3 protein-coding genes and 3 pseudogenes are annotated in these 16296 nt (G+C 47.5%); 5 read left to right on the top strand and 1 reads right to left on the bottom strand.

The window, feature by feature from the left end:
• Positions 1-24: 24 nt before the first annotated feature.
• Positions 25-1583 (bottom strand): annotated as a pseudogene (locus tag JCM10512_RS16815) (arabinan endo-1,5-alpha-L-arabinosidase).
• Between the two features lie 177 nt (positions 1584-1760).
• Here JCM10512_RS16815 and JCM10512_RS16810 point away from each other — a divergent pair.
• From JCM10512_RS16810 to JCM10512_RS16790, 5 genes and pseudogenes are all read left to right on the top strand, one after another.
• Positions 1761-6040, top strand: a pseudogene (locus JCM10512_RS16810) (hybrid sensor histidine kinase/response regulator transcription factor).
• A gap of 295 nt (positions 6041-6335) precedes the next feature.
• Complete coding sequence (locus JCM10512_RS16805) at positions 6336-8147, top strand: LamG-like jellyroll fold domain-containing protein (RefSeq protein WP_044164831.1); 1812 nt, start codon at positions 6336-6338, stop codon at positions 8145-8147.
• Between the two features lie 19 nt (positions 8148-8166).
• Positions 8167-11295: a SusC/RagA family TonB-linked outer membrane protein gene (locus JCM10512_RS16800; RefSeq protein WP_052517274.1), complete on the top strand. Its 3129-nt coding sequence runs from the start codon at positions 8167-8169 to the stop codon at positions 11293-11295.
• 11 nt (positions 11296-11306) lie between these two features.
• Positions 11307-13082, top strand: coding sequence for a RagB/SusD family nutrient uptake outer membrane protein (locus JCM10512_RS16795; protein WP_044164830.1), 1776 nt, complete (start codon positions 11307-11309; stop codon positions 13080-13082).
• A 15-nt stretch (positions 13083-13097) separates the two neighbouring features.
• Positions 13098-16282 (top strand): annotated as a pseudogene (locus JCM10512_RS16790) (SusC/RagA family TonB-linked outer membrane protein).
• The last annotated feature ends 14 nt before the right edge of the window (positions 16283-16296 follow it).

Raw genomic sequence — 16296 nt, 5'->3', positions numbered from 1 at the left:
TTCAAAAAACAAAGGTGCTTTCCGCTACTTCCCCTTGGTAGAAGATTGAGCAGAAACTTTGGGCGACATAATTCGTTTGCCCCATACGGAACGTCCCCGACTATCGAGTCCGGTAAAAAGAACCGTTTCCGTTTCATTCTCCCAATCGTGTCCTGCAAAGATAATCAGATTATCGATTTTCTCTGTTCCAAAATCGAGCGTTAATAGACGTTTATCCTTCAAAAAAGACCAATTTCCATTCACACCCATCCGTTTGCCGCTGATGTCAACCAGTTCGCCGGAACAAGTTCCATCTGTTGCCAACGCCATGCGAGTTGAGAAATTGCACTCTTCCTGCTTCAATTCACCCTCGCCCCAGAGAATTTGTCCGGCTTCAAGTTGCCGTTCGTACCGGGGTTCCTGCACCCGGATCACTTCCCATACACCGGCTAAATCGGCTGCCTTGAAATTACGGGGAGCCGTACCCGCATATCTTTCGGGGGAAACAACCGGCCAGCCCTCAGGCGTAAAAAAGAGTTGTCGGAGATGAAGCACCATCAATTGGTTTTGCGGTGAAAGCCGTCCCTGATGTGCCAGGTAGTAGTTGCCTTCTCCATCGGAAAATACACCGCAATGCGCTGTTCCTGCCCACCCCGGATGGTTCTCGAACCGGTAAGGTGCTGTCAGTATCGGTACATTGTTGGTGGTATCTTTCACCTCTTTTCCGAAGTAATCGGTAAAGCCGTCTTCCACACTCGCCGAACGACTGACCCGAATATTGTATGTTGTCATCAACGGGTCGTACGAGGTGAAGAGGAAATATTGTTTCAGTTCCGGGTTATAGATAATCTCTGGTGCTTCCAGGTTGTCTTTCTGATAATTGGCACGACGGGCAACCAAATGTCCCAGATCGCCCTCATGCAAAGCGAGTCCTGTCTCCGGATTCAGTTCCATGCAATATAGTCCGCCGAAGAAGGAACCGTAGTGCATCCACCACTTCCCGTCTACAGGATCGACAATAACGCTCGGATCAATCGCATTCATCGCAGTCGACTCGTCCGTCTTTGCCACACAACCCAGTTGCGTCCACGGGCCTTCGGGAGAATCGGCTTCAGCCAGTCCGATGTACGAGGTTTTACGTCCGAATGCCGAAACACAGTAATATAGGCGATACTTGTTTTTATACGGAATAATATAAGGCGCCCAGATATTAGTCGCTCCTTGTCCGTCGGCATGTTCCTGCACCCAGCGCACCGCTTCTTCCGGTATGCGGGGAAAAGCCCACCCCACGAACTCCCAGTGTACAAGATCTTTGGAACGCCGCATTTGGACATAGCCCAAAGGTACGCCTTTCTCCTTCGCCTCTTTCCGGTTCTCTCCGAAAATGGCATCCGTAGAATACATATAATAATAGTCGCCCAGCTTTCGGCAGGACGGATCGTGTACGTTGTATGTGCCCCATTGGCGGTAATCTTCCATTTTCGCTACAGATAAATAATTATCAGCCAAGGGTTCGGAGAATGGGTTGGTGTAAACACGCCCGTATGGCAACTTACAAGCAAGCTTCCTGCCAGCAGAAGTGCCGGTAAAAATAGGTTTCTCATAACATCAGTTTTTTCGTTACATCAATCATGTCACAAAAATACGCCCGCATAGCCTCAAGGAGGGTGGACATACGAACACGAATGGTGGACAAACCGACAACCAAGCGAAAAGCGCCCTACACAGTTTTTGCAATTTGAGATATTCTCCTAACTTTGTATCTAATAATACGCACGTAGATGAAAAAGCACCTATCCACCTATCTTATATTCTATATTCTTTGGCTTGGCGTGTCCGCAAAAGGACGAGCGCAAGAGCTTTTCGCCGATCGCTATAACGTCACCTACGTAACGATGAATGAGGGGCTACCTCACAACTTCATCGATGATTTATACAAGGATAGCCGGGGATTCTTATGGATTTCTACAGCCGGAGGAGGCTTATCGCGGTATGATGGCTACGAGTTTGTAAACTACAACCCCAATACCCCGCACTGCAAGCTGAAAAGCAACTTTATCCGCAATGTCTGCGAAGATAATTTCGAAAGACTCTGGATGGTTTCGGAGGGTGGAACGGATATTCTCGATCTGAAAACCCTGAAACCTGTCGCACCTGCCGATCTGGGCGACGTACTCCCCAAGCTGACCGACCAACCCGCTACCCATGTGATGAAAGATTCACAGGGTTGTATCTGGCTACACTGCAACAATGCACTCTACCGCATCGCATTCAACGCAAAAGGGGAAATAGACAACCTATCGACCTGAGCCCTGTCTACCTGAATGGACCGGACATTGCCTTGCAAGATATTGACAGCGATGGAGAGATCTGGATCGGGATGAATGGGAAGATACGTAAAATATCGCCTACCCCACAAGGTAGCCTGACTACAGTCCCCATGGCCGACGCTGTCTCTTTTGAAGCCAACACCTATATATCGGACTTCGTGAAGCGGGGTGATGAGGTGTGGATTGCTACCGACCGTGGGCTATACCGGTATAACAAGAAGAAAAATACCGTGAAACGATATGAGAATAACCCGGGCAACCCTTCGTCGCTTTCACAAAACTACCTGACTGATTTAGCTCTCACCCCGAACAATCAGCTGATTGTAGCGACTTTGCGGGGAGTCAACATCTATAATCCCGCGATAGATGGCTTCGAGCGGATCGCATACAACCTTCAGAACGGCGGAACGAATCTGCTGAATAGTAATTTTATAAACTGTATACTGGCTGATGGGGACAATATTTGGTTTGGAACGGAAACCGGAGGTATCAACAAATTGAATCCGCGCCGACTGGCAATCCGCAGCTATCGGCACGACAAAGAGAATCCATCCACGCTTTCGGCTAATCCGGTGAATGCAATCTATGAAGACGCTTACGGTAATTTATGGATTGGTACGGTGGAGGGCGGACTGAACCGGAAAGAACGGGGAAGCGATCAGTTTACCCACTATACCCGGGAACAAGGCGGGTTGAGCCATAACTCCGTCAGCGCATTGGCAGCGGATAACGACAACCGGCTGTGGGCAGGTACATGGGGCGGTGGAATTAATCTGTTCAACTTAAAGAATCCCAAGCAAGTAGTGGAAGTTATTTCCTCGCAGACTAACGACTTCCCAATCGACTTCATTGGCGCGCTGACTTATGACCCCATAAACAAAGGCATGTGGATCGGAGCCAATCAGGGATTATATTTCTACGACTTGGCTACGCAGCGCATCATTTCTCCGTTACCTGACAAGACAGCCGAGAACATCCACGGATGCGTCGGCTCTATTATAGATAAGGAGGGGCAGCTTTGGGTGGGCTGTATGGAAGGGGTATATATTATCGACTTACACACGCGTTCTTCCAAAGGCCTTTTTCCGTATCGACATCTACATTATAAGCTCGACGATCCGTCCTCCCGGCTGGTGGAGAAGATCACCTGCTTCTATGAAACAAAGGACGGGGTACTCTGGTTGGGTAGCAACGGATATGGCATTTATAAAAGGGAGGTGGATGAGAAGGGGACGGAACATTTCGTTTCATACAGCACCGCACAGGGATTGCCGAACAACAGCGTGCGTGGCTTGTTAGCCGACAGTCATGACCATCTCTGGGTATCTACCAACAACGGGCTCTCCTGTTACCGTCCGCAAGAGAACCGCTTCATAAACTATACGCCGCAGGATGGACTTTTGGACGCTCAGTTCTACTGGAACGCATCCTATCATTCGGCCAACGACCTTCTTTATTTTGGCAGTGTCAGCGGACTGATAGCTATCGAGAGTAACCGACAGGTTGCATCGCTCCCTACGGCCAAAGTATGCTTCACTCGCCTGCGCATCGGCAACGAAGAGGTACTGCCGGGAAGTGAATACCTACCACAAGATATCGCCATTACACATGAGCTACGGCTGCACGAAAAGGAAAAGTCTTTCTCGTTGGAGTTCTCGGCTTTGAACTTCGCTCCGAGTAATGCGGCTACTTACAGTTACCGCCTGCTGGGTTTCGATGATAAATGGATTCAGGTAACGGGCAACCGACGTTTTGCCAGCTACACCAACCTTCCTCCGGGCACTTATACTTTACAAGTGAAATATTCGCTCGACGGAGAGAACGAAGGCGAGAATGTTACGGAACTTACAATCACCATTGTACCTCACTTCTACAAAACAGGTTGGTTTATTCTCTTGATTATCGTTCTTTTATCAGTCAGTATCTGGCAGTTCTACCAGTGGCGTATCCGTACCTTGAAACGGCAAAAGGAGCATCTGCACCGCACGGTAGAAAAGCGTACCCGGGAACTCGAACAGCAGAAAGAATTGCTCGAGAACCAAACGGTGGAACTCTCCCGCCAGAACCAAATGCTGACGCATCAGAATGAGAAGATTACCCGGCAGAAGGCTCAACTAATCCGTATGTCGCGCAAGGTGCAGGAGTTGACGCTCGACAAGATTTCGTTCTTCACCAATATTACGCACGAGTTCCGCACGCCGATCACGCTTATTATCGGTCCTATCGAACGTGCGTTGAAGTTGAGCTACAACCCGCAGGTGATTGAGCAGCTGCACTTCGTAGAACGTAACTCGAAGTATTTGCTTTCGTTGGTCAATCAGCTGATGGACTTCCGCAAAGTGGAGTCGGGCAAGTTGGAAATAGTCAAGACACAAGGTGACTTCCGAAAGTTCGTTGAGACGCTGATCCGACCGTTCGAAGTCTTCGCCGGCGAACGGAATATCGTCTTACAGCGTTACTATCGCATGGATGTCCCCGAAATCTTATACGATGAAGAAGCGATGCACAAGGTAATGACCAACCTACTGAGTAACGCAATCAAATTCACACCCAACGGGGGAACGGTGTCAATCTACATCGCTTTTCTTCCGTCTTCCCCCAAAGGACAAAAAGAGAATCTTTACATCAACGTGAAAGATAGCGGAACGGGAATCCCCGAAGAAGATCTCAACCGGATATTCAATCGCTTTTATCAATCGCAAAACCAAGTAAAGTTCCCCGTGTACGGACAAGCCGGAACGGGCATCGGTTTGTATCTATGCAAACGCATCGTACATCTGCACGGTGGAATGATCAAGGCGCATAATAATCACGGTGGCGGATGTTCATTTCGGGTCCTACTCCCCTTGCAACGCAAAGAAGAGCAGGACAACAGCGGCATCATTATCCACAGCGACACAGATTCTATCTTGCAGGTTTCATCTTCTCCGACAGACAATAAGCCGAAAGATACGCTTACAATTCTGGTTGTGGAAGATAACGCAGATATGCGAGGCTATATCCGATCCATCCTTCTCGAACAATATCATATTCTGGAAGCAGCCAACGGTGAAGAGGCTTTACATATACTGAACAGCAACCCGGTGGACTTTATCGTCAGCGACCTGATGATGCCTGTCATGGACGGTATCGAGCTTTCACGCCGGGTGAAAGAGACGTTTGCCATCTCTCACATACCCTTCCTGATGCTGACTGCCAAGACTTCACCCGAATCTCGTTTGGAGAGTTACCGCATCGGTGTAGACGAGTATTTGCTGAAGCCTTTCGATGAAACGTTGTTGCTCACGCGCATTCAGAACATTCTGGACAATCGCAAACGTTACCAGCGGAAATTCACGATTGATATGGATGTAGAATCGCTTCACATCGAAGAAGAATCGAGCGACAAGAAATTCCTCAACCAAGTAATGGAGGTCATTAAGCAGAACTACAAGAACTCTTATTTTGAAGTAAGCGATTTTTGCGAGGCCGTAGGAGCGAGTAAGAGTCTGCTAAACAAAAAGCTGCAAAGCCTCATCGGACAACCTGCCGGACAGTTTATCCGTAACTATCGCCTCAACATTGCCCGCGAGTTGATCATCAAAAACCGGACCACCAAGAACATGAATATTGCCGAAGTAGCTTACGAAGTAGGGTTCAATGACCCGAAATACTTTACCCGTTGCTTTACGAAGCATTTCAATGTTACTCCCAGCAGTATGCTAAACAATGAGGAGTCCGCTACTTCTTGATTCTTTGCCCTGGGCTTTCTGTCAACAGCCCTGGGCTCTTTATCCAATTGCCCTGGGCTTTCGACCAAGTAGCCCTGGGCTCCGAATCATGTCCCCGGTAAGTCAAGAAAGTAGAGAATAAAGAGGAAATGCTTAAAGCTAAGAGCTGTTGACACTCGCAGTGTAGAAAAGACACTCATAAGATCAATTATCCACCTCGCAAAATCATTTGTCCACCTGAAATACTACCCTCGATTGTATCTTTGCCGCAGTACAAGTAAATAATTTAATTGTTTAACCATTAATATCAATACCTATGAAGACAAGAAAATGGCCATTCGTGTTTATGGCGTTTCTCACTGTTCTTACATTCAGTTCCTGTCAAGATTGGGGAGAGTCAGATCCTCCGGCAGGAAACCAGATCTTTCCTACCCTCGAAAAGGTAGCCAGCCTGACCTTCGATGAAGAACTTATTCCCGAAGAAATTCAAACGTTCGCTTATGAAGGGGGAGAAACTCCTACATTAGCAACTGATGACGTTCACGGACAAGTACTCCACCTCAACAATGGCTACGCGCGCATCTCTAATCCTTTGAATAAAGTTAAGATACAAAATGGCGTCTCGCTCACTTTCTGGATGAAACAGAGTTCCACACCCAAAGCTGATTCCGTTGAAAAGCCGGAACAGGATGTGAAAGGGGCTCTCTTCTCATTCCAAAACGAGAACGGTACGCAACGGATGTTCTTTACGGCCAACGGATGGCTCAACTATGAAGGCGTAGACGGAAGTTATGAGGATAACAATCCTTCCGACTATAAGACCGGACTGATGAGTGCCGATGAATGGCATTATGTGGCTGTGAAGATACGCAACAACGGTTATGAGATATATGTGGACGGACTAAAGAAGATCGATAAAGAAGTCAGCGGCTTCGATTTCAATAAAATCATCAAGTTCATGGGTGCCGTACCTTATATATATATAGGATACGGTTCGGACACACCTACTCAGGAATGGTACATAGACGACTTAACAATTTACCGCAATCAAATCACCAACAACGAAATCAAAGTTCCGGGAACCGGCGGAGGTGAAGAAGAGAATAATTACATCCTCGTAGGTAACAAAGATTATACGACCGGTTGGTGGTCTACTTTCTCGGATGTGGTGTCAATGAAAGGCAACCAGACAATTCACTACGGCTTCTACAACTATACCAACGGAGCCAACAACTGGAACAACTGGATTGTAGTGTTAAGCAACGGAAAAGCTCCGGGTGCAGCGGGCTACGCTGAATACTTTGTACTTCGTGCCGATGCCTACGGATGGTCCGGCGGTACATCATACCCGGGCGACGGGCCGAACATTACCCATAATTTCAATTTTGACACATTCAAGACGGATATGCAGGGGGCATACGTTGATATGACAATCAAACGTACCGACAATCGGATCGATCTGGTTGCCAAGATTACGACCAAGACCGGTTTGACATACAACTACAGCTTCTACTATGTCGGAGAAATGGAAGAGACAGTGGGTGCCTTTCTCACCTGTGAAGGGTCGTACTTGGAAATCGTACCGGAAACGGTTTACGCAGGCGAATCATACGCAGCCGGTTCGTATCGGGTCGGACCTGCCGATTGCAGCGCCGGTTGGTGGGCGTATTTCTCCAAACTGTCGGTCATCACAGGCAACACACCATCGCCTTTCGTTCATACATTCTACAACTACACCAATGGCATCAATAACTGGAACAACTGGTTATTGGTTATCACGAACGGAAAAGACAGAGATGAAGCCGGTTATGCCGAACACCTGGTACTCCGTGCCGATGGTTTCGGATGGGGGGACGCTTATGTAGCTGCTAATATAGCACATACTTACAATTGGGACACATTCAGAGAGCAAATGAACGGAGCGTATTGCACAATCCTTCTGAACCGTACCGGTACCCGATTAGACCTGACCATTAAAGTAGTCACGGCCTCCGGAGAGAAATTGGGAGACTACACGTACTACACCGAAGGGATTACAACGAATAACATCGGCATATTCTTACTCGTAGACGGTGCCAGTCTCGACATACGTACGGTAGGTTACTATCCGTTCTTAAACAAAGAATAATTACTATAAAACACTAGATATGAAAAATAAGAACTTATATACGCAGTCAGCACCGGGAAGTATTCTTTCCCGACTGCTCCTGATCGTTTGCTTCGCAGCGCTGGCTCCCTGGGTTCAGGCACAGAACAAGCAGATAACCGGACGCATCGTCGACTCGAAAGGGGAAGCGGCCATCGGAGCAAGTATTCTCGAGAAAGGTACTACCAACGGTACCATTACGGACTTCGACGGTAACTTCAAACTGAATGCCGGACCGAAAGCTGTTTTGCAAATCAGCTATATTGGCTATAAGACACAAGATATAGTGGTAGGCAACCGTACCAAGCTCAACGTCACCATGGAGGAAGATTCCGAAATGCTGGAAGAAGTAGTAGTGGTAGGTTACGGTGCTCAGAAGAAAGAGAGTGTCGTTGGAGCCATCTCTCAGGTTTCATCCAAAGAGTTATTGAAGTCTCCGGCAGCTAATATCTCACAGGCTATCGCCGGTAAGATTTCGGGTGTGGTAACCTCGCAAACCTCAGGTGCTCCGGGTGCCGATGACGTGAAAATCTACATTCGCGGACGTGCTTCTTTTGCTGGCGACAACCAACCCCTGATTCTGGTGGATGGTGTAGAGCGTCCGTTCTCACAGATCGCTCCGGATGATATCGAATCGATTTCGACATTGAAAGACGCTTCGGCTACTGCGGTATATGGGGTACGTGGAGCGAACGGGGTTATGTTGATTACCACCAAACGTGGTAAGGAGCAGAAACCGACCGTGAGCCTGACCGCCAACTGGCAAACTCAGTCGCCTACACGTAGCGACACCTATCTTAATTCATACAATTCGGTGGTACTGCTCGAAGAAGCTTTGGCCAACGACGGACTGGCTTCTCAGTACTCGGCCTCGGATATCGAGATGTACAAGAAGTCTTCTGCCGGACAGTTGAGTGGAATCGATGCACTCCTCTACCCCAATGTAGATTGGTACGACACGGTATTACGCAACAGCGCACCGGCTCAACGCTACAACATCAACATTCAGGGCGGAACCAAACGTATGCGTTACTTCACGTCTCTGGAATATTACAACCAACAAGGTTTGTTCCGTAACTTCAGTCTGGATGAATATGGTAACAAATCGAATACCAGCTTCAAACGCTACGCTTTCCGTGCCAATCTGGACTTTCTGCTGACAAAGGATCTCACCGCATCGATCAACTTCGGCACACGCTTTGAAGAACGTCACGGCCCGAACTCGAATGAAAGGTTGGATGGCACGTATAGCCAGATATTCTACGAATTGAATCATACACCGAGTTGGCTATTCCCCGTTTCTTACAACGTAGGCGAAGGCGAAGATCAGAAAACACTGTATGGTGGTAGCTCACAATACCAGAACAATGCGGTAGCTCGCTTGGCTAAAGCGGGTTTCTACAAAACGACGAATACCATCAACGAGACAAACTTTATTGTCGACTATAAAATGGACTGGCTCACGCCGGGATTGGCTGCCAAGGGTATGTTGTCATTCGACTACGACGCACAGTATCTCCGCGCATTTAATGCCAATTTTGCTACATACGAACTAAACGATCGCGACAATTATACTTCGATTGATGCGTACAACCAGTTCAATACAGATACTGAGTTAGCGTATCAGGGCGACAATCAGGTGACGACTTACAAACTTTATATGGAGTTTCAATTGAATTGGGCACGCAAGTTTGGCAAGCATGATATAACAGCTATGATGCTATACAACCAAAATGATTATCGCTATCAGGCTAACTTAGCCGAACGCTATCAGGGTTTGGTGGGACGTGCCACTTACGGTTACGACGATCGTTACCTGGCTGAGGTAAACTTCGGTTATAACGGTTCGGAGAACTTTATGCGTGGCAAACGCTTCGGCTTCTTCCCTTCTTTCTCCGTTGGATGGAGAATCAGCAACGAAGAGTTTATGAAAGGCACGGAGGATTGGCTGAACAACTTGAAACTCCGCGCATCCTACGGACAGGTCGGTAACGATGTTTATAAGGTTAACGGGGTTAAGCAACGTTTCCTCTATCAGGCCGTATGGTCACAGGTTGCCAACGACTATTTCTTCGGAACAACCGGATATACGGGTATTTTTGAAAGCCAATATCCAAACTATGCAGTAACCTGGGAACGTGCAAACAAATATAACCTGGGACTTGAGTTCGGTTTCTTCAACGGCCTGCTGAATGGTAATATCGACGTATTCTACGAAAGACGTAACGACATTCTCACGCCATACCTCACTCGTCCGCAATGGGTAGGCGTCAACATGGCTGCCGGCAACTTGGGAAAGACGAAGAACAAGGGATATGAAATCGAGCTGAAGCACGCGAACCATATCGGTAAAGACTTCTCTTACAATGCAGGGCTGACTTACTCGCATGCACGTAATGAGATTATGAATATGGATGAACCTGCACTGAAAACGGCTTACCGTAAACAGGAAGGGCATCCGATTAACCAATATTTCGGACTTCTATGCGATGGCTTCGTCACGCAGGCCGACTTGAATAGTCCCGATTTCCCTGTATCGAGCTTTGGAGATGTGAAAGTTGGTGACCTGAAATACCGCGACATGAACAACGATGGCTTTATAGATAGCCGCGACGAAACATTCATCGGCTACAGTGATATTCCGGAAAACACGTACGCTTTGACGCTGGGATGCGACTACAAAGGTATCGGATTCAGTGTCATGTTTCAGGGTGTAGATCATGTATCACGCTACTATGACGCGGAAGCGATGTTCGCCTTCGTCAATGGCGGTAAGGTGAAAGAGCATCATTTGCAACGTTGGAATCCGAACGAATCGGAAGAATACAACCTGGCGAATGCCAAGTATCCGTTGCTGCACTACGATAACTATGGTGATCACAATCAGCGTAAAAACTCGTTCTTCTTGAAAAACGGCAACTTCCTCCGTCTGAAGAATATTGAACTAAGCTACTCGCTTCCGGCTAAATGGATCAGCAAAGTGGCCATGAGTGAATGTCGCCTTTATGTAAACGCGAACAACCTGATTACTTGGGATAACCTCGACGGGCTTGGCGATCCGGAAAGCGAAGGATCTAATCGCTATCCGATCATGAAAACCGTGAACTTTGGTGTAAACATTAAATTCTAATACAAAGAGATATGAAGAAGACAATACTATACGCAGCTTTCTTACTGGCTATGGCAGGAACGTCGCTAACCTCTTGCGAGGATATGTTCGGCGGTTTCCTCGACAAGCAGCCTAGTAACGAACTGACCGAAGAACAAGTGTTCAGCGAATGGAAAACAACCATGCAGTTCCACTTCGACACGTACAATTTCCTGCGCCACGGTGCTTGCCGCATCAACAACTCTTGGATGGATGCTGCTACCGATCTGGCAGAAACAAGTTATGCTTCGGGCGGAGTACGCACGAGCTTCAACATCGGTAACTATTATGCAAGCAGTGCCGCCGCCGAACTGGTAGACACCTGGGAGCATTATTATCGCGGCATCCGCAAATGCAACATGATAATCGAACGGATTGACAATGTACCGAAAGCTACGGATGACAGTCAGGAGAAGTACGAAACGGATAAGAAGAACTACAAAGCGGAAGCTCATTTCCTGAGAGCTTACTTCTATTGGGAAATGTTCTTGCGCTACGGTCCGGTACCCATCGTTAAAGAGGTACTCGATCCGGATGGTGATCTGCTGAGCAACTACACAACACGTCCTACGCTCAAAGAGTTTGTAGTCGATTTCGTACTCGAAGAATTAAAGCAGTGCGAAGCCGGCCTGATGGACAAGGAGACTTCTACCAATGCAGGTAATCAAGGACGCATCAACCAGCCCATGGCACGGGCACTTTATGCTCGCATCATGCTTTACATGGCAAGTGATCGTTTCAATCAGGCTTCCGGCATCACATGGAGTCAGGCAGCAACTGCCGCTAAGGGCTTTATTGATACCTACGGATCACTTTACGGACTGTATACGACCGACACAGATGCGTCGACTCGCTACGTAAATGCGATCCTGAAAAATGCGCACGATGGCAAGAACAATGAAGTTATCTTCTGGCGTAATGATGTTAAAGTCGGCTTTGGGGCTATCTATAACGACACTCCGGTGGGAGAAGGTGGGAATGGCGGACTTTGTCCCTCACAAAACTTAGTGGATATGTACGATATGGCTAACGGCACTTCTCCGTTTACGGGGTATGATGATACGGGAGCTCCGTTATACAGCATAGCTAACGCACCGACCATCAATGCGGCAAGTGGTTACAAAGATACCGATCCATATGCCGGACGTGATCCACGCTTGAAAGCAACGGTGCTTTACAATGGATCGAAATGGGGCAATGGAACGATCAATGTTTTATCAGGACAGCGCGACAATCCGGTAGGTAATGCGAATGCCACTCCGACGGGTTACTATGTACGCAAGTATATTCCTGAAAATATATTGGACGACAACCATACGGGAACAAACTACCGCAATTGGATCATCATCCGTTATGCCGAAATCTTACTCAACTATGCGGAGGCGCTGAACGAGTCGGGAGAAGGTACACGCGAAGAGGTTCTCAACATCTTGCAACCGATACGCGACCGGGCAGGTATGACAGCGAAACTAATCAACCGAACCGATCTGCAAACCAAAGAGGAACGCCGTAACTTCATTCGCAAGGAACGTACCGTCGAACTGGCCTTTGAAGATCACCGTGCTTGGGATGTACGCCGCTGGAATGTAGCCGAGGAAGCTTTGTCTCGCTCCATCTACGGCATGAATATCACGCAGTCAAACGGCAGTTTGGTATATACACGTAAGATTTCCCAAAAACGGGTATTCACGGAGAAGATGTATCTCTATCCTATTCCCGAAGGCGAAGTATGGAAAACAAGCATAGATAATAATCCGGGGTGGAACTAATAAAGCTCAATAGATATGTATACAACAAAACTTAAAAATATACGGGCGGGATTCAGTAAACTCCTGCTTACCGCTTTCTTCCTGCTGGTTGCCGGTAGTGCCGGGGCACAAGAAGCGAAAGTCCTGAAAGGACGCATTGTAGATACCGATGGAAACCCGATTGTAGGAGCTGTCATCAATGTGGCGGAAGCAAGCCGCATTGCGCTCTCTGATAAGGAGGGTTACTTTTCTCTGAAGAACGTAAAGAATGCCGACGAGCTCTGCATCAGCAGTGTAGGATATCTGTCGGCTACAGCTATTGCCGAGTTCACCCACGATTTCAAAGTGGTGATGGAGGAAGATAAAGATCTTTATGCCCACACCACTCCGGTAGCTTTCGGACGCAAACCGATCAAGCTGATAACGGAAGCTACTTCGGTCGTAACTGGTCAGGAGCTAGTGAAACATCCGGTGACGGTCTTGCAGAATGCGTTTACTTCTACCGTTACAGGCGTAGAAACTTACGAGCAACGTTCTGAACCGGGATGGAGTGAAACAGCCATGTTCATACGTGGTATACGTACCATGAATGCACAGGCACGTGCCCCGCTGGTAATTGTCGATAACGTGGAACGTGACTTATCGTTCCTCGACGCTTACCCCATCGAAAACGTTACGATATTGAAAGACGCAGCCGCATGTGCCATTTATGGTATGCGCGGAGCCAATGGCGCAATCATCGTAACGACTAAACGAGGCGAAACGGGCAAGACGAAGATCAATTTCACGCAGGAGTTCGGCTTCCAGACCTTATCGGGTGTTCCTGAAAATCAGAACTCATACAACATGGCACTGACGCGTAATCAGGTTGCTTACCTGGATGGCGGAAAGCGGTATATTCGGATGAGGATATTGAGAAATACCGTCGGGTAAGCAATGGCGAGCAACTGGATGGTATGGACAAATATAAATACTTCAATACGAACTGGAATGACGTAATGTATCGCGATGCTGCTCCTCAATATAAGACGAACTTGTCAATCAGTGGTGGAAACGCACGTGCTCGCTACTACGTTTCTTTCTCTTACCTACGTCAAGAGGGTATGTGGAATAGCGAATGGACTGGTCAGAATGACGGTTACAGCACACAACATGCACTTAATCGCTACAACCTGCGTTCCAACATCGATATTGATGTTAATAAATTCCTGAACGTATCACTTGATTTGGGCGGACGTATTGATAATATTTCGCAGCCGGCTGCCACAACCTGGACACTGACTACGATGGGTTATGTGGAGAACAGTCCGATGAATCCGATATTCTGTCCCAACGGTGAGTTCTTCTTCCCGAGTGATAACGACTCAAAGAACGGTGCGGCGTTATTGGTCGGTTCCGGTATGGAGAAGAATCGCCGCCGTAACCTCTACTCAACTGTGACGGCTACCGGTGATCTGGGTTCTCTCGTTCCGGGGTTAAAAGCAAACGTTACTTTCAGCTTTGACTCCTACGAAACGTTCCAAGCTCGTCAGACAGCGGACATCAATGGTTATTATTATAATATGAACGAGGCGGTTTCGGATGTATCGGAATACAAATATACACGTATGCGTACGTATGCCGCACTCTCCAACCCGACTACTACGCCACGTGAATATTATTACAACCTGAATATGAATGGCGGTTTGAGCTACGATTATACGTTTGGCAAACATTTGATAAACGCACGGGCTTTTGTACGTTCATATCAAAATGTAGTGCGCGGACAAGAATCCTCTCACCGGTATTTGTCATACAATGCACAAGCAACGTATGCGTACGATAATCGATATATCTTCTCCGGTAATATCTCCCGCATGGGATCGGATAACTATGCCGACGGTGAACGTTTCGCTACGTTTCCCGGAGCTTCCATCGGCTGGGTAGCTTCCGAAGAAAGCTGGCTCAAGAACTCTTTTGTTGATTTGCTGAAACTACGTGCTTCGTACGGACGTGCGGGACAGGCTGCAACCGGTGCCGGTCGCTATCCTTACCAAGGTACATTCCAAGAAGGGTCAGGCTATAACTTCGGTACATCACAATCGTATACGGAAGGGGCTTACGAAGCAACAGCTGGTAACCGCAACAATAAATGGGAACTATCCGATATGCTGAATCTGGGTGTCGACTTCGACCTGTGGAATAAGAAGATATATGGTGCAATAGATGTATTCAAAGAGTGGCGCTCGAACATCCTGGTAAACCGCTCGACCGTCCCTACCCTCTTTGGTTTGAATGCTCCCCAGGACTCCTACGGAAAAGCGGAAAGCAAGGGTATGGAGATAACATTGGGACACCGCAACAACATCGGCAAGTTCAATTATTATGTAGAAGGAATGTTGAGTTGGAACACCAACAAGATTACGGAAATGGATGAACTGACTCCTGACTATGAGTACCAAAGAAAAACCGGAAGCCGTATCTTCGACTACGGGCAAGATTATCTCGGTGGCAGAACGGTAGGTGGATTCAATATGTTAATCTTCGACCAATGGGCAAGTGATCCGAACTTGGTTGCGACTTCTCAACAAGATGCGATCGATCATCCGGAGAAATACCCGTACCATGTATCCAGCAACGGCAAACAAACCCTAGGTACTGCTGTATTTAAGGACTTAAACGGTGACCGTCAGATTGACACGAATGATAAAAAGCCTAATGGATATACGAATATTCCAGAGTTACTTCCTTCGCTACGTCTGGGATTTGAATGGCATGGTTTCGATGCTCGCGTGGTATTGACTGCCTATCTCAACCGCACAGTAGCTACACGTGAAAACATGGCTTACTCCGCCTGGGGTAAAATGGGTACACATGAGGTGACTAAAGCATGGGGATACTATACGGACGATCCGACGGATTCACGCAACATCAATGCTAAGTATCCTCGCATCTCGAACACGTTCAACAGTATCGACAGTAGTTATCCGTACAACGAGAACTCGATCTGGCTTGTGAATGGCGACTTTCTTTCTTTGCGTAACGTAGAGTTTGGTTATTCGCTTCCCAAAACCTTGATTTCCAAAATCAGCCTGACGCAATGCCGTTTCTATTTCAGCGGTTACAACTTATGCAGTTGGAGCCATATGCCGAAAGGTTTTGATGCGGAGAATCCACAAAGTTATGTATGGAACTATCCTAAAACCAAATCGTTCTCATTTGGTGTAAACATTGGTTTCTAACCCCTATAATATAA

The organism is Bacteroides reticulotermitis JCM 10512 (assembly GCF_000517545.1).
Taxonomy (GTDB): Bacteria; Bacteroidota; Bacteroidia; order Bacteroidales; family Bacteroidaceae; genus Bacteroides; species Bacteroides reticulotermitis.
Note: the sequence above shows the minus strand (reverse complement) of the source record. Positions and strands in the feature narration are given on the sequence as shown.

Coding starts and splice junctions, on each gene's coding strand:
- JCM10512_RS16800 (WP_052517274.1), top strand. CDS start 8,167: ATGAAAAATAAGAACTTATATACGCAGTCAGCACCGGGAAGTATTCTT.
- JCM10512_RS16805 (WP_044164831.1), top strand. CDS start 6,336: ATGAAGACAAGAAAATGGCCATTCGTGTTTATGGCGTTTCTCACTGTT.
- JCM10512_RS16795 (WP_044164830.1), top strand. CDS start 11,307: ATGAAGAAGACAATACTATACGCAGCTTTCTTACTGGCTATGGCAGGA.